The following is a 25,735-nucleotide window of genomic DNA, read 5'->3' as shown; positions in this document are numbered from 1 at the left end:
CGTTAGATCAGCTCGGGTGCGGTTTTATACAAATATTTTCTTTTGTATTCCAATGGCGTCATATCCGTCACTTTCTTGAAATGCCGGTAGAAATTGGAAACATTATTAAAGCCGCACTCAAAGCAAATCACTTCTGTCGCCAATTTATCCTCAATCAAAAACCGGCAAGCCTGGCTGATGCGGATTTCTACCAGAAAATCATTGTAAGTCTTCTTGGTCATTAATTTGAAATAACGGCAAAAGGAAGTTATCCCAAGGTTCGCAATGGACGCGACGTCCTGCAAGGAAATGTCGTTTCGGTAGTTTGAGAGCGTATAGGCGTATATTTTGTTAAGCCGCAACGTTTCCGAATCATTGGATTTGTAAAAGGCGTGTGCCGATGCGATGGTTTCTAAATCGGTTGCTTCCGCAAGAATCTTTAATATAGAAAGCAATGCAATCAGCCTGTCCAGGTTTTGCGCATTAACGGCCGCTTTCATCAATGGAATAATCCCCTCCTTTGCTTTGCCTTTAATCAAAAGTCCGCGCCGCGCTTTTTCGTAAAGTTTGGGGATTTGATACGCTTCCGGCAATTGCAGCAATTCACTTCCCAGGCAATTAGGCAAAAAGTGAACAATGATCACCTCCACAGCTGTATTGCTCGAACCCTCTTCAACACGCCAGGTGTGCGGCAGGTTTTCGCCCAGCAGAATGAGCTCTCCGTCTGAAAAATTGCTGATATTATCTCCGATGAACCGCACGCCGGTTCCCTTAATCAGGTAATGAAGCTCCAATTCAGGATGGTAATGCCATACTGTGCCGAAGCCGGAATCTTTGTCGTGGCGGATGCTGAAAGAAGTCCGGGACGCAATCGGAACTTTATGAAAGTGCGGTTTCATTTTTAAATATCTTCTTGACAACATAATGTTGCCAACATTCAATCTAAAAAGAAATTTTTTGGAATATCTATCTACGTTTATCGTAAAAAGTTTAAAATAGTTATATCAAATCCGGCAATTATTTTAATTTACTAAGGTTACTTCTTATGGCTGGTCGAAAATGGCTGATTGACGCTGAAAGAGTGGATCTTGTTCAAAAATCTTTCCTTAGCCGCCGGATTGTTGTAGCGGTTCATCTGGCAAAAGATTTCACTTTTTAAATTTAAAAAAAGATAAGCCTGAAAATTTTCCTCTGCTTTAATGTCAACACGCTGATCCCAAATTCTCGCAAAAACGCTTTCCGTAATCGTTTCAGCCTCTTTTTGATCTTTTAAAATTACTGTGCAGAATTTCACCGCAGGAAAGTAAAAGTATGAGCAAAGTTGCGTGAAAGCAGCCTCATCCCCCTGTTTGATCTGATAAAGAATGTGTTGATTTGGGAAATCCATAGCTTTAAGAATTAAGGGTAGAAATGGTTTTTTATTTAACCAGGTTCTTTTTAAAAATGCTGGTAATGCCTAATGATGCCTGTAAATGCTCCACTTCTTCCAGCAGTTCGTCCATTTGTGACTGTAATGCGGGCGTTAATGCATCCACTTCCCTTCTTGTGTAAGTTGAGATCGGGAAGCCGCGGCGTTTCAGGCTGTACTTGGCAATCGTAGGATAAGCGGAGTGGACAACGTCCATGGAATCTTCCAGAAACTGCTGCACTTCGGCAAGCGCATCCGCTGCCGCCGGATCATTGTAATGCTCACATATCCAGACGACAAGCTCCGGAAAAATATTACCCTGAATGCACGATAGCCCCGCAGCGCCCGCTCGTAGCGATGCCACAGCATTCACCATATACGCATCGTAAAGACCAAACTTATGTCCATCCGCGACTGCTATCCGCCGCTTCACTTCATCCAGATCCAGACTGGTATCTTTATGGTAAATGATGCGGCCCGTCGACATGAGCGTTTCCAGTATTTCACTGTTAATCAACCGTTTGTAAGGAACGGGACATTCATACAGTCCAAGAGGAATGCTATCTGTAAGCGAGATCAGTTCAAGAACGCGGCTGGTAAAAACTTCATCTGATTCTGTTTCTTCGGCCATAAGCCCCGTAATGATGATTACAGCCTGCACACCGGTTGCATATATACGTTTTGTAAATGCCGCCTGCTCGGCTACACTTCCAGGAAATGTGCCCGTTGCAACCACCGGCACGCGGCCATCCACCTGATCTACAACAGTCTGAGTTACATCCAGGCGCTCCTGCTCCGACAATTCAAACATTTCACTTGACAAGCAATTGGCAAACAAGCCTGTCGCACCGGCTTCCAGATACAAGTCTGTTAATGCTCTTAATCCAACATAATCCACCGCTCCTGATTTAAGAAACGGGGTTAACATAACAGGGATGAATCCTTGGGGCAATGAGTCAGAGGAGGGTGTTGCGTAGTTCATGATATTGATGTCGAATGTATTGTGTTAGTGTTTGTCTGCAAAAACTTCTTCTTCCGGCTGCGTTTTGCCTTTCAGCCTCGTCAGCAACATGCCGGTTAAAAATATCGTAAGCGTGCCTACGACCATGATCATATTCTGATGCAGCGGGTTACGCAGATATTCGTATTGGGCGGGAAGTTGTGTAGAAAATGTCATCCAGATAATAACCGCAATGCCTATTAATGTGGCAGTCAGCGCTTCCGTGTTTTTAGTTGATCTTGATACAATGCCCAGTAAGAATAACCCAAGCATTCCACCGGCGAAAATCCCCGAAAGCATCCACCACACATCCAGCACACTTTTCACCCCGATCATGGCAATTCCGGTAATCATTCCCAGCAGTCCGAAAACCGTCGTAGCAATGTATAGCAGCCTTAACGACTCTTTTTGTGTGAGATCTGATTTGATATATTTTTGATAAATATCCACAGAGAAAACGGTTGCCGATGCATTCATGCCTGAGCTGATCGTGCTCATTGCAGCAGACATAATGGCGGCAATAATGAGTCCTAGCAAGCCCACAGGCACTTTATTAACCATAAAATGCGGCATAACCTTATCGCCATAATCGGCTGGGGTCAATGTGGAAGCCAATTGGGCAATGGCCTGGGAAGAGCCGTTCGGTAATCTTTCCGCTGCCACCTGCATGCGTATAATGTTGAGCAGCTCAGGATTGCTTTGGTAGTATGCGTAAAGACAAGATCCGAGTAAAAAGAATATCAGCGAAACGGGCAAATAAAGATAAACACAAAGCCAAACCGAACTGGCTGCCTCTTTAATCGACGAGGTCGTATGATAGCGTTGGACGTAATTCTGGTCCATGCCGAAATTGTTCAGGTTCATGAAAAACCCATATAGCAGCACCACCCAAAACGATGCTTGCGTAAAATCAGGCGCAAAACTCCCCAGACTAAATTTGTCATTGGCCTTACCGATTTCCACGATCTTTGGAAAACCTCCTTCCATTCCTGACACCACCAGGTAAAGAATTACAAATGCGCCCACCGTTTTAATCACCCCTTGCACAACCTCCGTCCAGATCACCGCCTCCATTCCGCCCATTACCGTATAAAGCACTATGCAAATGCCCACTACGATCATGATTGTAGACATGGGGTAACCCGTAAGCGCCTGAAGACTCAATGCAATTCCAAAAAAGATAGAACCCATTCTGGCCAGTTGAGTAAGCAAAAAACAGACTACGGCATAAGTTCTTGCCCAGGGACCAAAACGTTCTTCCAGATGCGTATAAGCCGAAACTGCTCCTGTATTTCTGTAAAAAGGAATGAAAAACTTCGTTGCAACCCAGGCAGCAAATGGCATGGATAAGCTGAAAACAAAGGAATTCCAGTTGCTCCCATAAGCTTTTCCGGGAACGCCTAAAAATGTGTTACTGCTTAAAAAAGTAGCGTAAATGGAGATTCCGATTGCCCAGCCAGGAATTTTGCCCGAAGCCTTCGTAAACTGGTCCGTGCTGTTGTTGTTGCGCGAAAAATAAATGCCGACACCAACCATCCCAACCAGGTAGGCAATAACGATGACGAGATCGACGAATGGTAAGGATTTCATTAAACTTTTCGGACAATTATAACTTTATGACAAAGAAACAGGATCGAACCACTGGATTTATATCGTTTTATGCCTATTTATTGTACGATATTACCAAAGGAGAGCCGCTTTGAAAAGCGTAATGTGATTATTCTGCTATCTTCTTGTCTTTGAAGAAATAACCGATGCCAATTGTCGAGACGACGATGAGGAGGATCAATATAATTTTTGTCGCTAAACCTTCATTAGGATGTTCCAGCAGATAACGAATGTCACGCGCTTCACGGCCCGCCCAAACTGCCAGGACCGTTCGCGGAATCATTCCCAGCGTCCCGCCAGCAATCACTTGTTTGAACCGCGCGCCTGCCATAGCGAAAAAAAGATTGGTAATGGCGAAAGGCAGAACGGGTGAAAGTTTGGCAAAAAATATCAGCCTTAATTCATTTTGATAAAACCTGCAGAGCAGCGAGTTCACTTGCGGGTAAACCTGGATCAGATAGCCGCGAATGGAAGATGCGTGCAGGAAATTAGCAGAAGCGTAAATGATGGCGATTGCGCCCAAATTCAAGCCGAAAAGCAAGGGTAATGCGGTCCATCCCAGGAAATATCCGTAAACCAATGCCAGAAACGTGGGCGGAGTAAGTGCGACGGAGGATGCCAATGTTAATATAAGCGTTGCGATAACCCACCATTCAAAAGGCCAGCTGCGCAGCTGACTCTCATGCCCAACGGCCCAGGCAGTTGCTATGGAGGTTGTAACAAGCGGAACCACCGTCAGCAAGATGCTTATGATGACGGGTAATGATAACTTTTTGGGGGAGGAAGTCTCCAATGCTTTTCTGTTTAACTTTTCAGTTCGTTCCGCGTATAATGATAACCACTTGTTTGGTTAAAAGGTTTTTCCTAATCTTGACTTTATGCCTTGTTCTTCTTGCCACGGATGCACCAATGTTCACGAATAGTATTGCTATTAGTGAACATTGGTGCATCCGTGGCCTTTACACAAAATTCCAAAGAATGAAATTCGCAACAAAAGCCATACATGCCGGCGTGGAGCCGGACCCGACCACCGGCGCTATTATGACGCCCATTTACCAGACGTCCACCTACGTGCAGGAGAGTCCGGGCAAGCATAAGGGCTACGAATATTCCCGCACCCATAATCCCACGCGAACCGCATTGCAAAATGCACTGGCCGCATTGGAAAATGGCAAACACGGCATTTGCTACGCATCCGGACTCGCTGCCACCGACGCGGTGCTGAAATTATACAAGCCCGGCGACGAAATTATCGTCACCAACGACATTTACGGAGGCACTTACCGGATTATGAAACGCATTTTCGAGCCATTCGGAATGGTTTTCAAATTTGTGGATATGAGCAATGTTACAAATGTGAGGAACGCGATTTCTGAGAAAACCAAAATGATATGGATCGAAACGCCCACCAATCCGCTGCTCAAAATCGTGGACATTAGAGCCATAACCAACCTGTGCCGCGAAAAAGGGTTTCACAGCGTTGTCGACAATACGTTTGCCTCGCCCTATTTGCAGAATCCGCTCGATATGGACGCGGATATCGTGATGCATTCAGTGACAAAATATCTCGGCGGGCATTCAGACACGGTGATGGGCGCGTTGATTACCAATGATGACGAGCTGGCTAAGCAATTGGCATTCATTCAAAATGCCAGCGGGGCGGTTCCGGGTCCGCAGGATTGTTTTCTGGTTTTGAGGGGAATAAAAACACTGCATATCCGCATGCAGCGGCATTGTGAAAACGCATTGGAAGTGGCCCAATGGCTCCAAGCGCATCCAAAAGTTGGAAAGGTTTACTATCCCGGGCTGCCCTCGCACCCATCCTATGACCTGGCCAGCAGGCAAATGCGCGGTTATGGCGGCATGTTGTCATTTGAATTAAAAGGCGATGTGTATGAAGAAGCCGTGCGCGTGATGGAAAACCTGGAAGTTTTTTCCTTGGGCGAATCATTGGGAGGCGTGGAATCGCTTTGCACGCATCCGGCTAGTATGACGCACGCCAGCATTCCCAAAGAAGAAAGGCTCAAAACAGGCTTAAAAGACACATTAATCCGCCTCAGTGTTGGAATTGAAGACGTGGAAGACCTGATAGCCGATCTGGAACAGGCCATCGGATAGGTTGTTGTTTGCTTTGCAATCAAAGTTCAAAAACCTTACTTTTGGCATCACATTTTTTTCAGGCACTAAAAAATATAATCATAATGGAATTAACAGGAACGGTCATCGCTTTGCTTCCCGAAGTAACAGGACAGGGAAAAAACGGAGCTTGGCGCAAGCAGGAATTCATTCTGGAAATCCCTTCTCAATATCCCAAAAAAGTATGCATCGCGCTGTGGGGAGATAAAATCGACCAAGCCAACTTGCAGATCAACGACCAGGTAACTGCGTCTATCGACGTGGAAAGCCGCGAATACAATTCTCGCTGGTATACCGAGGTTAAGGCATGGAAAGTGGACAAAGCAGGAAGCGGCAACTCAGGCTCGAACGCAGGCGGTCAGCCATTGCCACCCGTAACCACATTCAGCGAAGACGAATCGGACGATCTTCCTTTCTAAAATCAAGCATATAAAATCCCGGCTCCGCACATTGCTATGGACAGCAAATGATGCAGAGCCGGGATTTTTATTTTTTTGATACTAATTGGATTGATAAGCCATTGACATGGTAAACTTATCGATCATTTCGTGCGGATGCACTTCCAGGATCCGCGCCAGCACCATCACGACCAAAGTGTTGGAAGCAATCTTTCGTGGGATTCCAGCGAAGGCAGCAAACAGATCCACCGTAACAGATTCCTTTTCGTCCAGAAGCTTCATCAGCTTTTCCTCCTTATCACCATACTGAAAACGGATATCCCGCTCGCCTCTTCCCCTGCGCATGATTTCTTTCATTTCCCGGCTAGCCTGGATTGATTTGTCTTCAACGCGGATATAAGCCTGCCTGTTTCCCGTGTTGTCCACCACATAATGCGGCTTATCAATACTTTTGGGAATGGTCAGCACGAGCACATCGCGGTCCGAACTTACCGGGATCCTTTCTTTTTTATAGCTGATTTTGGGATAAATAAATTTGTCGATGGCCTTCGTGAGCGTGTACTCATCTTCCTCTGCATCTTTCAGGCCTTTTATCGTTTTGTCGTCTCCCACCCCGACGAAGAGTTTCCCACCACCGGAGTTAGCAAATGCCACAACTTCACGGACGATCTTTTCCGGGTGATTGGATTTCAACTTGAATTCCAAATGTTCACCCTCACCTTTCTTAACCAACTCTTTCAATAATCGAAGCTCCATCGGTTGGAATGGATAGATATCTACAATATGATAACGCTAACAATTTACATTCCTTTTATCAGATTAAAAAAATAATGCGCAGCAGATTCTGTAAAAGTTTTCGGGCATTGGGACAAAAAAAACGGCACTGGTAAGTGCCGTCCTCTCTATCTAGTATTCATCTTCGTTGAAAAAGAAATCGTCTTTGGTGGGATAATCGGGCCAAATTTCTTCAATGCTTTCATAAGGCTGACCGTCATCTTCAAGCTCCTGTAGGTTTTCAACTACTTCTAACGGAGCGCCTGTTCTGATTGCAAAGTCAATTAGCTCGTCTTTGGTAGCTGGCCAGGGAGCATCTTCAAGATATGACGCGAGTTCGAGAGTCCAGTACATAATATTTTCGCCTATTAATAGTTACTTACTTTTCTGCAAAAGTAAAAAATTTGACATCTTTTAAAAGCTTAAAGCGAAAAAAAACAAAAATAATTGCTTCCCTCAAAATTTAATTTTCCCAATATTACTAATACTCTATTTACCAACCAGTTACAATATTCAGGAAGCCAATAAAGTCGCAGCAGATATGCCTAAGCCTTTGTGTACAATTCCCAGCCACTGTCTTCAATCCTGAAAACCTTTTTGTAATTTTCCCAATCATTATAAAAGCAATATTATGACTATTGAAGTTTGCGCTTATTCTTTGGAATCTTGTATCAATGCACAGGCTGGCGGCGCAGGGAGGATTGAATTGTGCGGCGGACTGGGCGAAGGCGGGACAACGCCCAGCGCAGGCTTGATAGAACTCGTAAGACAACACATTGATATCGATATTTTTGTCATGATTAGGCCCCGTGGCGGCGATTTCGTTTACGATATTTTCGAGGAAGAAATCATGAGAAAGGATATTGATCTGGCTAAAAAATTAGGGGCAAATGGTGTAGTATTAGGCATTTTAACCAGTGACGGCCAGGTCGATGTCACTCGTACGAAATCGCTCGTAGAGCATGCAAAACCTATGAAAGTGACTTTTCACCGTGCATTTGACCTTACGCCGGACCCTGTTAAAGCACTAAAAGCAGTAATTGAAACAGGCGCTGAGCGCATTCTGACATCCGGCCAGAAACCAACCGCAGTGGAAGGCATTGCACTGCTGGAACAACTTTCAAAGGAAGCAGGGGATTCCATCGAAATCATGGCGGGAGCTGGTGTAAACCATGATAATGCTGCCCAGTTAGCGGCGGCTGGTGTGCATTCGCTGCACCTGACCGCCAAGGCATTCCGTCCGGGTCGACAAAAATACTTTCCCGCAGACATTTCTATGGCAGGTGGCATTCCCGACGAACATTCGGTTATGTATGCCGATCTGGCTCTCGTTGAGGCTATTGTGCAAGTAGTTTCCTGATGCCGCGCGACTTTTAAAAGTGCGCCACCCAATTCTCCCTCTATGAAGTATTTGAAAGCTTTTGTTTCACTCGCTGCGACAATTTGCCTTGTTTATTTCCTGAACAAGCCCCTCGGCCCGGCTCCCGCATTAGGCCCGTTTTTGAGTCCGTTTACTGGGTTTGGGCAAAATGGCGACAAGGTCATTGATAAGGGAGGGGAAGAAATCCTGAAACTCAACGGACTGAAAGAGGAAGTGACGATCCGTTACGACGACGCGGGTGTTGCCCATATTTTTGCCAAAAACAACTTTGACCTTTTCTACGCACAGGGCTTTGTAACGGCTAAGGACCGGCTCTGGCAAATGGACTTGCAAATACGCGCTGCCTCGGGGAGACTTTCGGAAGTGCTGGGCAAGGCAACATTGGAAATGGACCAGCAAAGCAGGCGGCTAGGTATGGGTTATGGTGCCGAAGCCAACATTCAGGTGGCTATGAAAGACCTGCAATCAAGGGAAGCGCTGCTAGGGTATACCGCTGGCGTGAATGCGTACATTGACCAGCTCGCGCCGAAAGATTATCCCATTGAGTTTAAGCTGCTGGGTTACAAGCCGGAAGCATGGAAGCCGATCAATACGATGTATATGCTGGAACAGATGACATTAACATTGGCCGGGCGGTCCAATGAGCTGAATATGAGCAATGTCTTGAAGAAGTACGGCGAAAAAGTGGTCAATGATCTGTTCCCGGATTACCCAATGTTCCAGGAAAGCCCTATTATTCCCTCAGGGACGAAGTGGGATTTTGAGCCGCTTCCTATTCCTGGAAAGCCTACAACTCATGCCAACAGCGACAGTCTGGCCCGATTCAAAAAAATTCCCGGTGCATTAACGCAACGTGAAGCGAAACCGGAGGGGATTGGCAGCAATAACTGGGCAGTGAGCGCGGAGAAATCGATCACCGGCTATCCAATACTTGCCAATGATCCACACCTGGAACTCACATTGCCGTCCATTTGGTATCAGGTTCAGCTGCATTCACCGTCGATGAATGTTTATGGCGTGTCGCTGCCAGGTATTCCAAGTGTGATTATCGGTTTCAACCAGCATGTGGCCTGGGGCGTTACCAATACGGATGCAGATGTTTTTGATTTATATAAAATAAAATTCAAAGACGAATCCAGGGCGCAATACTGGCATGACAACCAATGGAAACCGACCAGGAAACGCATGGAGCAAATTCATGTGAAGGGACAGGCGCAGCCTTACGAGGAGGAAGTTATATACACCCATCACGGACCGGTTACAGAAACAGACAACAGCTCGGGAAAACATCCGGAATTAGCCATCAAATGGATTGGACACGAGGCCGGAAATAGCTTTCTTACATTTTATGAGCTGAATAAGGCCAAAAATTATGACGATTACCGCAAGGCACTGACCTATTATGTGGGCCCCGCGCAAAATTTTGTTTTTGCAGATAACAGCAAGAATATTGCGCTTACTGTAAATGGCAAGTTGCCTTTGAAATACAAGGAACAAGGGAAATTTGTGCTTGATGGCACGAATGCATCAGAAGACTGGCAAGGCTGGATCCCGGCAGCACAGAATCCTTATGTGAAAAATCCGAAAAGAGGTTTCGTCAGCAGTGCAAACCAATCCTCCACCGACCCCTCCTATCCTTATTTTATCAACTGGGTTTTCGCTCCTACGGAACGCGGCGTGCGTATTAATGAGCGATTAACGTCCATGACAAGCGCCAATGCCGATAGTTTGAGAATGTTACAAAACGATAATTTCAGTGTTTTGGCAAGAAACATTTTACCGAAACTATTGGAAATATTAAAACCAAAAATATTAACCCCTTCTCAGAAAGCCGCAGCCATCACACTGGCTAACTGGAACTATCAAAACGCACCTGAATCGGTTGCCACCTCTATTTTTGAAGAATGGATGCCATTGCTGCACGCTGGCATATGGAATGATGAATTCGGTGAAAACCTGGAATATCCTACGCGTGACCGAACATTATTTATGATCATCCATGAGCCTGATAAAAAATGGTTCGACAACATTACAACCCCTGAAAAGGAAACGCTGGCCGATCTGACGGTAACCAGCTTTAAAGCGGCACTCGACACCTTAACCAAGCACCACGGACCTATGAGCCAATCGTGGCAGTGGGCGAAGGTGAAAGGAACGGAAATCAGGCATTTGAGCAGAAGTCTTAAACCATTTAATGCACCGCCGTTGAAAGTGGGTGGTGGCCGCAGCATTGTGAATGCCATTACGAAACGGAACGGACCTTCCTGGCGGATGGTGGTGGAGCTGGGGCCTGTGCCACGGGCTTATGGCATTTATCCGGGCGGACAATCGGGGAACCCGGGAAGTCCTTATTATTTGAATTTGTTAAAAAAATGGGAAAACGGGGAGCTTAATGAGCTCATCTATCTACTTGAACCAGCCCAGAAGCATCCGCGTATGACATTCAGTGTAAAGCTTCAAAAACCTTAATGCTCATGAATTTCCTGATCATATTATTGGCGACCGCATTGCTGCAAATTTTCGCCCCGTGGTGGGTTATAGCCATCGTGCCATTTTTGGTTTTCCTAGTCAGGCAAACTAATGCAGCCAATGCATTCTGGACAGGTTTTGCGGCTACTGGGCTATTATGGATGGCTTATGGCTTTTATTTAAACTTTATCTCCGACGGCGCCATGTCCGACCGGATTGCAGGCATATTTTCTTTGCCCAATGGCATATTGCTCCTGCTGGTTTCAGCATTATTAGGCGGGTTAACGGGCGGATTGGCCGGGTTATCAGGGCAGCTCGTGCGCCGGATGTTCATTTCTGCGCCGCCTAAAAGCATATCTTTATAAAACTCCGCGTAATTGTTACACAGCCGCTGATATTCATTGTACTTAAACACAAATTATTATCTTTGCGGCTCGTTCAAAAAACAAAACTCAAAAAACGTGAACAACAATACTTCATTGATTTGGAACATCGTGCTTTCCCTGGCTGTGGCGGTGTTATTCTTTTTACATTTTTCAGGTAAGCCTTCGGGAGATGCAGGTGCAGCAGCAGATGGTGGTGTAGTAGCAGGTCGTAAAACCGTGTATGTTCAGGTTGATTCTTTGTTGAAAAACTACGAATTCTTTAAGGATACAAGAAAAGAACTGGAAAATAAGAACTTCCAGCTTGAAAACGAATTGAATACAAAAGGCCGTTCATTGCAGAATGAAGTTCAGTTTTTTCAGCAGAGAGCACAAACAATGACGCCTGAGCAAGCACGCTCGACAGAGGCGCAATTGATGAAAAAACAGCAGGACCTGGTTGCTTACCGTGACCAATCCGCACAAGCGCTTGGCCAGGAAGAGGCTAAGAAAAACGAGGAACTTTACAAAAACATCCGTTCTTATATTGAGAAATACAACAAAGAGAATGGTTTCGAATACGTTTTGGGTTACTCGCTAGGCGGTGGGATTTTGTTTGCTAATCCATCATTGGACGTAACACAAAAGATCCTTGACGGCCTGAACAAAGAATACAAAGGAAGCAATGCTTCAAAAGCTGATTCTACTAAAAAGAAGTAAGCAACATAAAGTATAAAACGAAAGCAGGCCGCTAAATTGAATTAGCGGCCTGCTTTTTTATGTGCTATACTAAATAACTCGGTGTTAAACTGCCGAAGATGAAAGCTTAGCACCAATATATTCGCGGTTCATACGGGCAATGTTTTCCTGTCCGATCTCCTTAGGACACTCCGCAGAGCATGCGCCGGTGTTCGTACAGTTCCCGAATCCTTCTGCATCCATCTGCGCCACCATTTTCTCTGCGCGAATGCTTCTTTCTGCCTGTCCTTGCGGAAGCAATGCCAGCTGGGAAATTTTTGCAGAAACAAAAAGCATAGCAGACGCATTCTTACAAGCTGCTACACAAGCACCGCAAGCGATACAAGCTGCTGCTGCAAACGCTTCATCCGCAGCCACTTTTGGAATCGGAAGACTGTTGGCATCCTGCGCATTACCTGTGTTTACCGAAACAAAACCTCCCGCAGAGATCACTCTGTCGAACGCATCGCGGTCCACAACAAGGTCCTTAATGACAGGGAATGCCTGTGCTCTCCAAGGCTCAACTACGATCGTATCTCCGTCATTGAACGAGCGCATGTGCAACTGGCAAGTTGTTACGCCTTTCAATGGTCCGTGAGCCCTTCCGTTGATGTACATGGAACACATTCCACAAATTCCCTCGCGGCAATCGTGGTCAAATGCTACCGGCTCCTTGCCTTCCTCAATCAGTTGCTCGTTGAGGACGTCAAACATTTCCAGAAAAGACATATCCGGGGATACATGGTCCAGACTGTAATTTTCAAAATCTCCTTTTGTATTGCTATTGCTTTGTCTCCAGACTTTAAGCTTAATATGCATGTTACCTGCATTCATTGTTGTAATAGTTAACGGTTAGTAATTAACCAATAATATTGAAACAAGCTGATAGCCGGCTGCAAACGACTCTGATCGAATGCCGACAGCCAAACGGCTCCTATTTATAACTCCTTTGGGCAATCTTAATATTCTCGTAAATCAACTCTTCTTTATGCAGCTCCCACTCCTCTTGCGCTTTATGCTCCCAGGCCGACACAAACATGAAGTTGTCATCATCACGCATCGCTTCTCCTTCTTCCGTCTGGTGCTCTTCGCGGAAGTGACCGCCGCAAGATTCTTCGCGCGTCAAGGCATCAATGCACATCAACTCACCCAGTTCAATAAAGTCAGCAACGCGGCCGGCCTTATCTAGTTCAGGATTGAATTCATTTTTGCCTCCCATTACTTTCACATCCTTCCAGAATTCTTTGCGAAGCTCCCGGATTTCAATGATCGCCTGCTTCAAACCCTGCTCATTACGCGCCATACCACATTTGTCCCACATAATCTTGCCAAGACGGCGGTGGAATAACTCAGGAGAAGTTTTTCCCTGGATCGACAACAATGTGTCAATCCGATCTGTAACTTCTTTTTCAACCTTAATAAATTCCGGGTGGTCCGTTGGAATTTTACCAGTTCCAATTTCCTTCGCCAGATAAGCACCAATGGTATAAGGAATTACAAAATAACCATCCGCAAGTCCCTGCATCAGCGCCGAAGCACCCAAACGGTTTGCACCGTGATCAGAGAAATTAGCTTCTCCCAACGCATACAAACCAGGCACTGTGGTCATCAGGTTATAATCTACCCAAAGTCCTCCCATTGTGTAATGCACCGCAGGATAGATACGCATAGGCACCTCATATGGATCCTCACCCGTAATTTGCTTGTACATATCGAACAGGTTGCCGTATTTTTCTTTTACAACTGCCTTACCCCATGTCAGAATATCTTCCATGGATGCATTTACAATGTTGTTTTTGTTCGCTTCTCCTCTTCCGTAACGCTCAACAGCAGCAGCAAAATCAAGAAAAACGGCCAATTTGGATGTTCCTACACCATATCCGGCATCACATCTTTCTTTGGCAGCGCGGGAAGCGATATCACGCGGAACCAGGTTACCGAACGCCGGGTAACGACGTTCCAGGTAATAATCTCTTTCTTCTTCCGGAATCTCATTTCCGGGACGGGCATCTCCTTTTGCTTTTGGCACCCAGATCCTTCCGTCATTACGAAGGGATTCAGACATCAATGTAAGCTTGGACTGATGCTCTCCTGAAACCGGGATACAAGTCGGGTGAATTTGTGTAAAGCAAGGGTTACCGAAATAAGCCCCTTTTTTATGCGCCTTCCACGCAGCAGTAACATTACTGCCCATGGCATTGGTCGATAAGTAAAATACGTTTCCATAACCTCCTGTGCAAAGCAACACCGCGTGGCCGCCGTGACGCTCAATTTCACCCGTAATAAGGTTTCTTGCGATGATACCACGGCATTTGCCATCGATATTCACCACATCAAGCATTTCGTGGCGGTTGTACATTTTCACGGTTCCCATGCCCACCTGGCGCTGTAAACCTGAATATGCACCTAATAACAACTGCTGCCCGGTTTGTCCGGCAGCATAAAATGTCCGCTGAACCTGTGTTCCACCGAAAGAACGGTTGGAAAGCAAACCACCGTATTCGCGTGCAAAAGGAACCCCTGCTGCAACGCATTGGTCAATAATATTTCCCGAAACCTCGGCCAGGCGATGCACATTCCCTTCTCTCGAACGGTAGTCACCTCCTTTAATCGTATCGTAAAAAAGACGGTAAACCGAGTCACCATCGTTTTGGTAATTCTTTGCAGCATTGATCCCGCCTTGTGCAGCAATGGAGTGCGCACGACGTGGGGAATCCTGAAAACAGAATGCTTTTACCTTATAGCCCATTTCCGCAAGCGTAGCAGCGGCCGAAGCTCCCGCTAAACCTGTTCCTACTACAATAATTTCGAGATTACGCTTATTAGCAGGGTTTACGAGAGGAACCGAAGACTTGTATTTACTCCATTTCGTTTCAATCGGCCCCTGTGGTATTTTGGCATCCAGACTAGATGAAGTTGCCATATATTGAATGTTATTTAATCAAAAAGTTAATTGAAAACAGCTGCACTTGATTACAGCCTAATTAATAGACCCATCCCAGGTAAATGGAAATCGGCATCAAAGCAAACAGGATCGGGACAACAATAGAAAAAGCCGTTCCCAGAAAGTTGATCGCACCATTATACTTGATGTGGTTCAGCCCCAAAGTCTGAAATGCACTTTTAAAGCCGTGGAGCAAATGCCAGAACAGCGAAATGCAGCCCAGGACATAAATCAGTACAACAAGCGGATTTTGGAAGATATCCAGCATCATTTGGTAAAGATTCAACTCCTCGCCTGTGGTGAACTGGTTGGTACGGTTAGGGATCCAGAAATGTGCAGTATGGATCACCAGAAATATCAACAGCAATGTGCCTAGCAAACCCATGCTTCTGGAATACCAGGTGCTGTTCGCAGATGGATTGTTTACAGCATACTTAACCGGACGGGCCGATGCATTGTTTTTCCAGAGAATAAGTCCATCCACAATGTGGATCAGGAACCCGGCAACCAAGCCGATCTCAAGCGTCCGTACGATGGGGTTTGTACCCATAAAATGCCCCCAATGCGTAAAGGTTTCCCCTCCGTCATTGTAAAAAATCATAGCATTTATTGTGGCATGAATCACCAGAAAGCTTATCAAAAATAATCCGGTAAGAGCCATCAGAAGTTTCTTACCAATAGAGCTCGTTAACGTTTGTGAAAACCACGACATATGAAAAACGAATCGTTTTAGTGCAAAAAAATTAGGTATATTTAGAACCTTTCAAAGGTATATCACAAACCTAAGCAAGGCAAAAAAACCTTTCCATTTTTGTATAGCAGCCGATTATTTATAATCATTATTAAGAATTACTTAGTATGCTAAAATCATACACATTTTTGACGATATTTTTCGTTCACCTTTCTATAACGGCGATCCATTAATTTACTCGTATGCGTCCTTCTCTACGATTCCTCCCGATACTTTGTTTATTACTCTTGCTATTTGCCACTTTCAATGCGCATGCGACGCACTTCCGGGCGGGAGAGATTACGGCCAGAAGGATCTCGTCACTCACTTACGAAATACGCCTGTCAGCTTATTTTGACGTTTCTGACCGTGGAAGGCAAGCCGCGGAATCGGCCAATGACATCAATTTCTATTTCGGAAGCGAAGGCCCCAGAAAGGTGGACCGGATCAGGGCTACGATACGCAACATTGGAAATAACACCACTTTCAATGAGTATGTTACCATATTCACATTCCCCGCTGCCGGAACCTACGAGATCTCGGCGGAAATGGATAACAGAAACGCCAACACCCTTAATTTAAGAGATGGCGTGCAGACCGACGGAATTAATTTCTACGTGCATACAACACTGGAAATCAACACCGCCATCGGCACAAACCAAACACCGATTCTGTTAAATGCACCCATTGACCTTGCGGCAGTAGGGCAGCGATATATTCACAATCCCAATGCATTTGATGCCGACGGGGACAGCTTGTCTTTCAAATTATTCACTCCCCAAAGTGGGGACGGAAGAGGAAACGGCCTGAACATTCCTTACAAAGACCCCAATATGGTAACCCCTCCGGGCAGAACGGAAGCCGGGGGTTCTCCTGCCACATTCAGTATCGATGCCATAACGGGCGATCTGGTCTGGGATGCGCCCGTGACCAAAGGCCAGTATAATGTTGCTTTCGTGGTCGAGGAATGGCGCGATGGGGTGCGGATCGGCCAGATTGTGCGCGATATGCAGATCCTGGTGGAAGATGCCCGCAATGCAAGACCGACCATTGATCCCCTTCCTGTGATTTGCGTAGAGGCGGGAACACGAATTAATCAGCAAATAAAAGCAGTTGACAAAGACGGGAACCCGTTGATTCTGACCAGTACAGGAGGTGTTTACCAGGGTTCTCTGATCAAACCAGCATTGGCTTCGTTTAATGTGCCGGGACAAAATACGGCTGGTCAGGTGACCGGACAATTCGTGTGGCAGACCGGCTGCGATCACATTCGATTGGAGCCTTATGACGTGCTTTTCAAAGTGGAGGACGCGCCATCCCCCGGAACGAATCCGAGCCTTTTCCGCAAGCTGGTGGATATGACCACGCTCAGCATTAAAGTTTATGGCCCGAAGCCGCTCGGACTAAGAGCCGTAGCAGCCACAGATCCGGCCGGAACTGCTTACCGGCTCAACTGGACTTCTTATAAATGCCCGGTTCCAGGTGCAAGGATCGTTATTTACAGGCGGGAAGGATGTTCGGATATTCCTGTTCAACCTTGTTTGACCGGCATTCCGGCCGGATCTGGTTATGAAGAAGTGGGCAGGGTTGCGGTGGATCAGACGACATTCTTGGACAATGACAATGGTGAAGGACTTCGCGCCGGCATTTCTTACAGTTACAGACTTGTGGTTGAATTCCCTCGGCCGGGAACGAACATTAATGAGCCGGGCAGCTTGGTAGGCGGCGGCGAAAGCATTGCGTCTGATGAGTTCTGCTTGAATTTGCCTATGCTGGCTCCCGTTATTACAAATGTTACTGTTGACTCTACCAGTGAAACAAAAGGGGTTATCACTATTAAATGGACAAAACCTGCGGCTTCATCCGGACTTCCTGCACAATATCGCTTGTTTAGGGCAGTAGGACAAAACGGAACGGCATTTACTCAGATCGCAACCATCAACACAAACCTTACCCCAGGCGCTGCCGACACAATCTTCGTGGACAGGAACCTGAACACTTTGGCGAATGCCTATAACTACAAGCTCGAATATTACGCTACACAAGGCGGGCAGCTGGTTAAAATGGATGATATTAAAACAGCCAGTTCTGTCAGGCTGGAACAAGGCGCCGCTGAGCCTAACCGCATCCGTCTGAATTGGTCGGCGCTGGTGCCCTGGGAAAATGGCAACCAGACGCACCGGGTTTACCGCGAAGACAAAAGGCGCCCCGGAACATTCAACCGCATTGCTGATGTGACCGTGCAAGGTCCGCAAACATTCACTTTTACAGACGATGGTTCGGATAAATATGCGGCAGATGGGACCGTTAACACCACCATCGTCAGTGACTCTACTTATTGTTACAAAGTAGAAACCGTTGGATCGTATAATAACAGGCAGATCAAACCTGCTTTGCTGTACAACTTCTCACAGATTCTGTGTGTTTCTTCATCCGATACAACCAAGCCTTGTCCACCTGTTCTGGCCATAGATCTGCTGAATTGTGATTCGTTGCAGGCACATCCGGAAGCATTCTGCAGCCCAACCGGCCTGACCAATCATCTTTCCTGGACTTACCCGCAATCAGTGAATGGAAAAGACTGTGACCCGAATGTTTCAGCTTACCGCATTTACTATGCCCGCTACGAAGGCGAGACGCCCACATTGATCGCAACCGTTACCACGCCGCCATCGCCATTGGCAACCACATTTGCGCATGAGGGCCTTACTTCTTTTGCAGGATGTTACTATGTGACTGCCGTGAACCGGTTTGGTGCCGAAAGCGCCCCCAGCAACATTGTATGCAAGGACAACTGCCCGATGTACGTGCTGCCCAATGTGTTTACCCCAAATGCAGATGGCAAAAATGACGTTTTTGAGCCTTACGAATGCCCGGCTTTTGTACAGTCCCTTGAATTCAAAGCATTCAACAGATGGGGTGCACAGGTGTTTACAACCAAGGACGTCAACATCAACTGGAATGGAAAAACCAATGGCGGAAAAGACCTGGCTGCCGGACAATATTATTATGAAGTAACCATCTTCTTTGAATCTTCAAAAAGAGAAAGCACGCCCACAACACTCAAAGGCTGGGTGCAGATCATCAGATAGGCCGAAATCCTTACTTCTTCCCATTGTATTGCCATAGCGCTAGTTTATGGCAATACATATATGTTTTATAAACTTGTTTTGTAAGTTTACAATAACGCCTGTTTTATTAACTTCGGCTGCACACATTTTTATTTAAAATTTCGTTGAATCAATAGCTTGGCAGATGTATTTCTGCCTGGACCTCTATCTTAAAAAGTTCGACTCTGATATATTTATGCGATCTGCTTTACGGTTATTATTATTCTCTTTTTTTCTGATTTTACTGGGAATTGGCTTTGAGGCCAATGCGACACACATTCGCGCGGGCGAGATTACGGCAAAACGGGTTTCTGCAACTTCCCTGACTTACGAAATCAAACTAACGGCATATTTCGATATGCAAAACGGAGAAGGCGCTGCCAATGCGCAGAACTTCGTGCAGTTTTATGTGGGCAGCAACGGTCCGATAGAAGCGCCGCGGATTTTGCCCATCATCAACATTGGAAACAACACAACCCAGAACGTCTACATTGTCCGATACACCTTTCCTTCGGCGGGGAAATTCCGGATATCATTTGAAGAAGACAACCGGAACAACGGCATCCTGAACATTGGTCCGCCGCCTACGCAAAATCTTAACTTTTACGTGAGCACCATTCTGGAAATCAACGCAAGTTTCGGTTTGAACCAGACGCCCGTGCTCCTTAATGCGCCCATTGACCTGGCTGCCGTAGGACAGCGTTATATTCACAACCCGAATGCATTTGACGCGGATGGCGACAGTCTTGCGTATCGCCTGTACACGCCGCAAAGAGGAACTTCCAATGGCGCAGGCGTTAATTTGCAATATGTTAACCCAAACCAGATCGGTGCTCCGGGACAAACTGAAAATGGTGCTTCCCCGGCAACTTTCGGCATTAACCGGCTTACGGGTGATTTAACCTGGGATGCCCCGGTTACAAAAGGATATTATAATGTTGCCTTTGTAGTGGAAGAATGGCGTGATGGCGTGCTCATAGGCGAGATCGTGCGCGATATGCAGATCATTGTGGAAGATGCACGAAACGACAGGCCGCGCGCAGAACCGCTCCCGGATATTTGTGTGGAAGCCGGAACGCTTATCAACCAGCAAATCAAGGCGACAGATAAAAACGGCGATAAGCTGAACCTTACGTCTACCGGCGGTGTGTACGAAAGAACATTGGTAAGCCCGGAACTGGCCCGCTTTACAGTGCCGCAGCAATCGGGCATTGGCACCATTACCGGACAATTCACGTGGCAAACCTCGTGTAACCACATTCGTTTGGAGCCCTATGATGTATTATTTAAAGTAGAAGACGCGCCAGGGGCCAACACCAATCCGAATTTGTTCCGAAAACTGGTGGATATGACCACGCTTAGCATTAAAGTCTACGGCCCAAAACCGCTCGGACTGAGAGCCGTAGCAACAACAGACCCGGCCGGAACCGCTTATCGCCTCAACTGGACTTCCTATAAATGCCAGGTGGCAGGCGCCAGAATTGTTGTTTACAGAAGAGAAGGCTGCGCCGATATTCCGGAAGATGTTTGTATAACCGGAATTCCGGCGGGATCAGGTTATGAAGAAGTGGGCAGGGTTGCAGTGAACCAAACGACATTCCTGGACAACAACAATGGTGAAGGACTTCGTGCCGGCATTTCTTACAGTTACAGGATCGTTGTTGAATTCCCCCGTCCGGGCACCAATGTGAATGAACCCGGAAGCCTGATCGGCGGCGGCGAAAGCATTGCGTCTGATGAGTTCTGCTTGAATTTGCCTATGCTGGCTCCCGTTATTACTAATGTTACTGTTGATTCTACCAGTGAAACAAAAGGGGTTATTACAGTAAAATGGACAAAACCTGCGGCTTCATCCGGACTTCCTGCACAATATCGCCTGTTCAGGGCAGTAGGACAAAACGGAACGGCATTTACTCAGATCGCGACCATCAACACAAACCTTACCCCAGGCGCTGCTGACACAATCTTCGTGGACAGAAACCTGAACACATTAGCGAATGCGTATAACTACAAGCTAGAATATTACGCTACACAAGGCGGGCAGCTGGTTAAAATGGACGACATTAAAACAGCCAGTTCTGTAAGGTTGGAACAAGGTGCCGCTGAGCCTAACCGCATCCGTCTGAACTGGTCGGCGCTGGTTCCCTGGGAGAATGGCAACCAGACGCACCGGGTCTACCGCGAAGACAAAAGGCGGCCCGGAACATTCAACCGCATTGCTGATGTGACCGTGCAAGGTCCGCAAACATTCACTTTTACAGACGATGGTTCGGATAAATATGCGGCAGATGGGACTGTTAACACCACCATTGTCAGTGATTCAACTTATTGTTACAAAGTGGAAACCGTTGGCTCGTATAACAATAGGCAGATCAAACCTGCTCTGCTATACAACTTCTCACAGATCCTGTGTGTTTCTTCATCCGATACAACCAAGCCTTGTCCGCCTGTTCTGGCCATTGATCTGCTGAATTGTGATTCGTTGCAAGCACATCCGGAAGCATTCTGCAGCCCAACCGGCCTGACCAATCATCTGTCCTGGACTTACCCGCAATCAGTGAATGGAAAAGACTGTGACCCAAATGTTTCGGCTTACCGCATTTACTATGCCCGTTATGAAGGCGATGCGCCCACATTGATCGCAACCGTTACCACGCCGCCATCGCCGCTGGCAACCACATTTGCGCATGAGGGCCTTACTTCTTTCGCAGGATGTTACTATGTGACAGCTGTAAACCGGTTTGGTGCCGAAAGCGCCCCCAGCAACATTGTATGCAAGGACAACTGCCCGATGTACGTGCTGCCCAATGTGTTTACGCCAAATGCAGATGGCAAAAACGATGTCTTTGAACCTTACGAGTGTCCGGCTTTTGTGCAGTCACTTGAATTCAAAGCATTCAACAGATGGGGTGCACAAGTGTTTACAACCAAGGACGTCAACATCAACTGGAATGGTAAAACCAATGGCGGAAAAGACCTGGCTGCCGGACAATATTATTACGAAGTAACCATCTTCTTTGAATCCTCAAAAAGAGAAAGCACGCCCACAACACTCAAAGGCTGGGTACAGATCATCAGATAGGCACGTCTTTTTTCTTTGCCATCGAAGTATTTCCTTTGTAGCCCGGTCTGAACGACCGGGCTTTTTTTATCAAATCCCCAAACGAAACGATCATTATGAAAAGTGCATACATTTTCCCGGGACAGGGTTCTCAGTTCAAAGGAATGGGACTCGATCTATATCAATCGTCAGATTCGGCTAAAACACTATTTGATCAGGCCAATAGCATTCTTGGTTTTGATATAACCAAAATCATGTTCGAAGGTTCTGACGAGGAACTGAAACAAACGAATGTGACGCAGCCTGCCATCTTTATACATTCCGTGATCCTGGCGAAGATCAGCCCTGATTTTACTCCCAATATGGTGGCTGGCCATTCACTAGGCGAATTTTCCGCACTGGTTGCCGCAGGCGCACTGTCATTTGAAGATGGATTGAAACTGGTAGCAAAGCGGGCAGACGCCATGCAGAAAGCTTGTGAAATACGTCCTTCGACCATGGCGGCGATCCTGGGGCTGGCAGATAACATTATTGAGGAGGTTTGTGCAGGCATTACTGACGAAATCGTAGTTCCGGCCAATTATAACTGTCCAGGACAAGTCGTGATCTCAGGCACGTTTGAAGGCGTTGAGAAAGCATGTGAGCTTTTGAAGGCGGCTGGCGCCAAAAGAGCATTGATTTTGCCAGTCGGCGGTGCATTTCACTCGCCTTTGATGGAGCCTGCGCGGGAAGAATTGGCCTCAGCCATCCACGCGGCAGAATTTGAAGCGCCTATTTGTGCGATTTATCAAAATGTAAATGCCATGCCGGCAACCGAAGTGAACGTCATTAAAGAAAACCTCATTTCACAGCTTACCGCACCCGTAAGATGGACGCAAACCATTGAGCAGATGGTAAATGACGGCGCAGAAACGTTTATCGAATGTGGCCCTGGAAAGGTGCTTCAAGGCCTTGTGAAGAAAATCGCATCGGGTGTTGAAATAAAAAGCATTTAATTTTTTTCCAGAAAAGCTTGACAACATGAATTAGCCGCATTACTTTTGCACCACTGTTTACGGTTTTGGCCGATGGTGTAATGGTAACACAGGACATTTTGGTTGTCTTATTCAGGGTTCGAGTCCTTGTCGGCCAACAGTAAAGTTAAAGAGCTCATTTCGATGAGCTCTTTTTTTGTGCCTTTCCCTCTTCCTTCCTTTTTAAGAATCTGTACAAATTAGTCGACGAACTGGCCTTTATTATCTATGAATTGGGCGATTTTATCGATAAACACCCCTTTTATCAACAAATTTTCAATATTGGTGACTTCGCACATTTTGACCATATAATATTTCCATATGAAATATTAAATTTACTATGATTTAACCTAAATGGCACCCACATGAAAATTGAGAAAATTAAAAAGCGCGACCGAGAGCGGACAAAAAGCAAGATCCTCAAAGCAGTAGGAGAAGTTATCGAACAACACGGAACAGAAAAGGTAGGCGTTAACCTTATTGCGCGCACAGCGGGCGTAAACAAGGTTTTGATCTATCGCTATTTTGAAAGTGTTGATGGATTGATGGAGCAATATGTCAGATCCGGTGAGTACACTTCCACCACGGCAACGGAATACATTGACAACATTCCTACGCTGGCCCCAGAGGAACGCAGCAAAGCGCTTACAAGCCTGATGCACACTTTTATGAATGACTTGCGGGAAAGAAAGGCTACGCGCGATCTGCTCCGCTGGGAAATCGGAACGGGCAAATCCATGCTTTCCGATGCCCGTAACCAAGTTGCAACGCGGATCCTGGACAAGATCGGCAACCTCCCTAATTACAGCGACACCAGCGCGCTTGTATCATTCCTTTCGGCCGGCATCTATTTCATGACCATTTCTACGGACTACCGCGAAAAAATGATTGACGTAGACCTCCATTCCGACGAAGGCTGGAAACGAATTGAAAAAGTGATTGAACGCATCATCACAGACATCAGAAATTAACCTGCTGATCAGAATTTAACCTGCTAAAAAAATTTGAAGGCTCAATCAGAAGCCTGTCAGGGAGTGTGCAGCTATTTCATTTGAAATATTGTACACTCCTTGTTCTATATTTGCGGTTCCCTGCAAAGACTTGCCGCAGGTTAACATGCAATGAGCGTTCTAAAAAAATTAGCCAGCGAAACCGCTATTTATGGTATCAGCACAATGCTGGGGCGGTTCTTAAATTACCTGCTGGTTGCCCTACACACCAAGTTATTTGAACCCGAACAAATTGCCGCCCAAGGCCAGCTTTATGCCTATGCGGGCCTCGCGATGGTGCTTTACACCTTTGGAATGGAAACCGCTTTTTTCCGTTTCGCACGACAGGAAACCGACCGGAAGGCTTACTACAACCTGATTCTCAGCGCGGTTATCATTATCAGCGTATTTTTTTCCGGGTTGCTGTTTATCTTCGCCGACCACGCCGCAGCATTTATTAAATACCCGGAAAGCGTTTCGCTCGTCAGAATGTTCGCTGTGATTATGGCGATTGACGGCATTGTTTCGATCCCGTTTGCAAGGCTGCGGCTGGAAGGGAAAGGGAAGAAATTCGTAATCCTGCGCGTGACCAATATTGCGATCAATATCTTTTTAAACCTCTTTTTCCTGATCCTTTGCCGCGATATTCATGCCGGGAAGTATCTGCTTTTCCTCCAACCGGCTGTTGATGCGATTTACGATCCATTACGCGCACCGGACTACATTGTTACCGCCAATTTAGTCGCTAACCTGCTGTTTTTCTGGATGTTGAGGAAAGAGTTTGCCGATTTCAAATTTGTGTTCAACAAAACCCTGTTCCGCCCGGTATGGATTTACGCCTACCCGATCATGATCATGAATGCGGGCGGCGTGCTGAACATGCTGTTTGACAGGGCTTTTATCCAGTTTTTATTGCCCGAAAATTTCTATCCCGGACGAACCTCCAAGCAGGCAATCGGGATTTATGTGCAGTGTTACAAACTGTCGATATTCATGAACCTGGCGATCCAATCATTCAAATACGCTGCTGAGCCGTTTTTCTTTTCAAAAGGGGAAGACAAGAATGCGCCGCCGGTGTTCGCCAAGGTCACCAAGTATTTCATCATTATCTGCGTGCTCATGTGGGTGGGCATATGCCTGAACCTGGATCTGCTGGCGGAGTTGTTTTTGAAACAAAAGATCTATCACGAAGGATTACCTGTAGTGCCCTGGTTGCTGGCTGGCTATCTGTTCCTGGGCGTTTACTATAACCTCGCTACGTGGTTTAAACTGACAGATAAAACAGAATACGGAACCTGGCTCACATTAATGGGCGCGGCCATAACCATTGCAACCAGCTTCATTCTGGTGCCGCAGATCGGCTATCTGGGCTTTGCCATTGCATTTGCAACCTCGTCTTTTATCATGGTCGCATTGTGTTATTATTTTGGTCAAAAGTATTATCCTGTTCCTTATGACGTCCTTTCTGCCGTAGGTTACATTGGCGTGGGCGGGCTGGTAATCATCGCATCCACATTCGTCAAGATCCCGAATCGGTACATTGCAGTTCCGGTGCATATGCTTATCCTTGCGATTTTTGCTGTGGCTGTATTTTTAATTGAGCGGAAGAATATTCCCTTCTTAAATAAAAGGTAG

The 25,735-nt window shown here is 46.3% G+C and carries 21 protein-coding genes and 1 tRNA gene; 12 read left to right on the top strand and 10 right to left on the bottom strand.

What is annotated here, in order from left to right; genetic code table 11:
- Positions 1-2 precede the first annotated feature (2 nt).
- The 5 genes from LZG74_RS00885 to LZG74_RS00865 all read right to left on the bottom strand — a co-directional run bounded on the left by LZG74_RS00885 (position 3) and on the right by LZG74_RS00865 (position 4,788).
- The gene (locus LZG74_RS00885) at positions 3-878 is read right to left on the bottom strand and encodes an AraC family transcriptional regulator (protein WP_026629464.1); all 876 of its coding nucleotides are present in this window, start codon (positions 876-878) and stop codon (positions 3-5) included.
- Positions 879-1,015: 137 nt separating this feature from the next.
- Positions 1,016-1,366 (bottom strand): RNA polymerase sigma factor, encoded by a 351-nt coding sequence (locus tag LZG74_RS00880; RefSeq protein ID WP_233794779.1) that lies wholly within the window; start codon positions 1,364-1,366, stop codon positions 1,016-1,018.
- A 31-nt stretch (positions 1,367-1,397) separates the two neighbouring features.
- Complete coding sequence (locus LZG74_RS00875) at positions 1,398-2,369, bottom strand: dihydrodipicolinate synthase family protein (RefSeq protein ID WP_233794778.1); 972 nt, start codon at positions 2,367-2,369, stop codon at positions 1,398-1,400.
- Positions 2,370-2,393: 24 nt separating this feature from the next.
- Positions 2,394-3,977, bottom strand: a complete 1,584-nt coding sequence (locus LZG74_RS00870) for a sodium:solute symporter (protein WP_233794777.1) — start codon at positions 3,975-3,977, stop codon at positions 2,394-2,396.
- Positions 3,978-4,104: 127 nt separating this feature from the next.
- A complete protein-coding gene (locus LZG74_RS00865; protein WP_233794776.1) occupies positions 4,105-4,788 on the bottom strand; it encodes a VTT domain-containing protein in 684 nt (227 codons plus the stop codon).
- A 185-nt stretch (positions 4,789-4,973) separates the two neighbouring features.
- Here LZG74_RS00865 and LZG74_RS00860 point away from each other — a divergent pair, with 185 nt between their 5' ends.
- Together LZG74_RS00860 and LZG74_RS00855 are read left to right on the top strand one after the other, a co-directional pair.
- Entirely contained in the window at positions 4,974-6,113 is a 1,140-nt protein-coding gene (locus tag LZG74_RS00860) for a cystathionine gamma-synthase (protein WP_233794775.1), read from the top strand.
- 83 nt (positions 6,114-6,196) lie between these two features.
- Positions 6,197-6,550, top strand: coding sequence for a DUF3127 domain-containing protein (locus tag LZG74_RS00855; RefSeq protein ID WP_233794774.1), 354 nt, complete (start codon positions 6,197-6,199; stop codon positions 6,548-6,550).
- A gap of 81 nt (positions 6,551-6,631) precedes the next feature.
- Here LZG74_RS00855 and LZG74_RS00850 read toward each other — a convergent pair whose 3' ends face one another.
- Positions 6,632-7,285, bottom strand: coding sequence for a helix-turn-helix domain-containing protein (locus tag LZG74_RS00850; RefSeq protein ID WP_233794773.1), 654 nt, complete (start codon positions 7,283-7,285; stop codon positions 6,632-6,634).
- A gap of 150 nt (positions 7,286-7,435) precedes the next feature.
- Positions 7,436-7,657: a DUF2795 domain-containing protein gene (locus LZG74_RS00845; RefSeq protein WP_013927448.1), complete on the bottom strand. Its 222-nt coding sequence runs from the start codon at positions 7,655-7,657 to the stop codon at positions 7,436-7,438.
- A 277-nt stretch (positions 7,658-7,934) separates the two neighbouring features.
- Here LZG74_RS00845 and LZG74_RS00840 point away from each other — a divergent pair, with 277 nt between their 5' ends.
- From LZG74_RS00840 to LZG74_RS00825, 4 genes are all read left to right on the top strand, one after another.
- Positions 7,935-8,663 carry a copper homeostasis protein CutC gene (locus LZG74_RS00840; RefSeq protein ID WP_233794772.1) on the top strand — a complete coding sequence of 243 codons (729 nt, stop codon included), beginning with the start codon at positions 7,935-7,937 and terminating at the stop codon, positions 8,661-8,663.
- Between the two features lie 42 nt (positions 8,664-8,705).
- Positions 8,706-11,153: a penicillin acylase family protein gene (locus tag LZG74_RS00835; RefSeq protein ID WP_233794771.1), complete on the top strand. Its 2,448-nt coding sequence runs from the start codon at positions 8,706-8,708 to the stop codon at positions 11,151-11,153.
- A 5-nt stretch (positions 11,154-11,158) separates the two neighbouring features.
- The gene (locus LZG74_RS00830) at positions 11,159-11,518 is read left to right on the top strand and encodes a hypothetical protein (protein WP_233794770.1); all 360 of its coding nucleotides are present in this window, start codon (positions 11,159-11,161) and stop codon (positions 11,516-11,518) included.
- A gap of 96 nt (positions 11,519-11,614) precedes the next feature.
- The gene (locus LZG74_RS00825) at positions 11,615-12,235 is read left to right on the top strand and encodes an OmpH family outer membrane protein (protein ID WP_233794769.1); all 621 of its coding nucleotides are present in this window, start codon (positions 11,615-11,617) and stop codon (positions 12,233-12,235) included.
- 84 nt (positions 12,236-12,319) lie between these two features.
- Here the strand turns inward: LZG74_RS00825 and LZG74_RS00820 are convergent, their stop codons facing one another.
- From LZG74_RS00820 to LZG74_RS00810, 3 genes are all read right to left on the bottom strand, one after another.
- Positions 12,320-13,072, bottom strand: coding sequence for a succinate dehydrogenase/fumarate reductase iron-sulfur subunit (locus LZG74_RS00820; RefSeq protein WP_026629474.1), 753 nt, complete (start codon positions 13,070-13,072; stop codon positions 12,320-12,322).
- A 115-nt stretch (positions 13,073-13,187) separates the two neighbouring features.
- A complete protein-coding gene (locus LZG74_RS00815) occupies positions 13,188-15,176 on the bottom strand; it encodes a fumarate reductase/succinate dehydrogenase flavoprotein subunit (RefSeq protein ID WP_233794768.1) in 1,989 nt (662 codons plus the stop codon).
- Between the two features lie 61 nt (positions 15,177-15,237).
- Positions 15,238-15,909, bottom strand: coding sequence for a succinate dehydrogenase cytochrome b subunit (locus LZG74_RS00810; protein ID WP_026629476.1), 672 nt, complete (start codon positions 15,907-15,909; stop codon positions 15,238-15,240).
- Between the two features lie 266 nt (positions 15,910-16,175).
- Here LZG74_RS00810 and LZG74_RS00805 point away from each other — a divergent pair, with 266 nt between their 5' ends.
- The 6 genes from LZG74_RS00805 (at position 16,176) to LZG74_RS00780 (ending at position 25,735) form a co-directional block, all read left to right on the top strand.
- Entirely contained in the window at positions 16,176-19,019 is a 2,844-nt protein-coding gene (locus LZG74_RS00805; protein ID WP_233794767.1) for a gliding motility-associated C-terminal domain-containing protein, read from the top strand.
- A 214-nt stretch (positions 19,020-19,233) separates the two neighbouring features.
- Positions 19,234-22,119: a gliding motility-associated C-terminal domain-containing protein gene (locus LZG74_RS00800; protein ID WP_233794766.1), complete on the top strand. Its 2,886-nt coding sequence runs from the start codon at positions 19,234-19,236 to the stop codon at positions 22,117-22,119.
- 95 nt (positions 22,120-22,214) lie between these two features.
- On the top strand, positions 22,215-23,093 hold the full coding sequence (gene fabD, locus LZG74_RS00795; protein ID WP_233794765.1) for an ACP S-malonyltransferase: 879 nt from the start codon (positions 22,215-22,217) through the stop codon (positions 23,091-23,093).
- Positions 23,094-23,159: 66 nt separating this feature from the next.
- A tRNA-Gln gene (locus tag LZG74_RS00790) sits at positions 23,160-23,230 on the top strand.
- A gap of 246 nt (positions 23,231-23,476) precedes the next feature.
- Positions 23,477-24,082 (top strand): TetR/AcrR family transcriptional regulator, encoded by a 606-nt coding sequence (locus tag LZG74_RS00785; RefSeq protein WP_233794764.1) that lies wholly within the window; start codon positions 23,477-23,479, stop codon positions 24,080-24,082.
- A 150-nt stretch (positions 24,083-24,232) separates the two neighbouring features.
- On the top strand, positions 24,233-25,735 hold the full coding sequence (locus LZG74_RS00780) for a lipopolysaccharide biosynthesis protein (protein WP_233794763.1): 1,503 nt from the start codon (positions 24,233-24,235) through the stop codon (positions 25,733-25,735).

Origin of the sequence: Dyadobacter sp. CY327, from assembly GCF_021390415.1 — a bacterium.
GTDB classification, from domain to species: Bacteria; Bacteroidota; Bacteroidia; order Cytophagales; family Spirosomataceae; genus Dyadobacter; species Dyadobacter chenhuakuii.
This window is presented reverse-complemented; position numbering and strand designations above follow the sequence as displayed.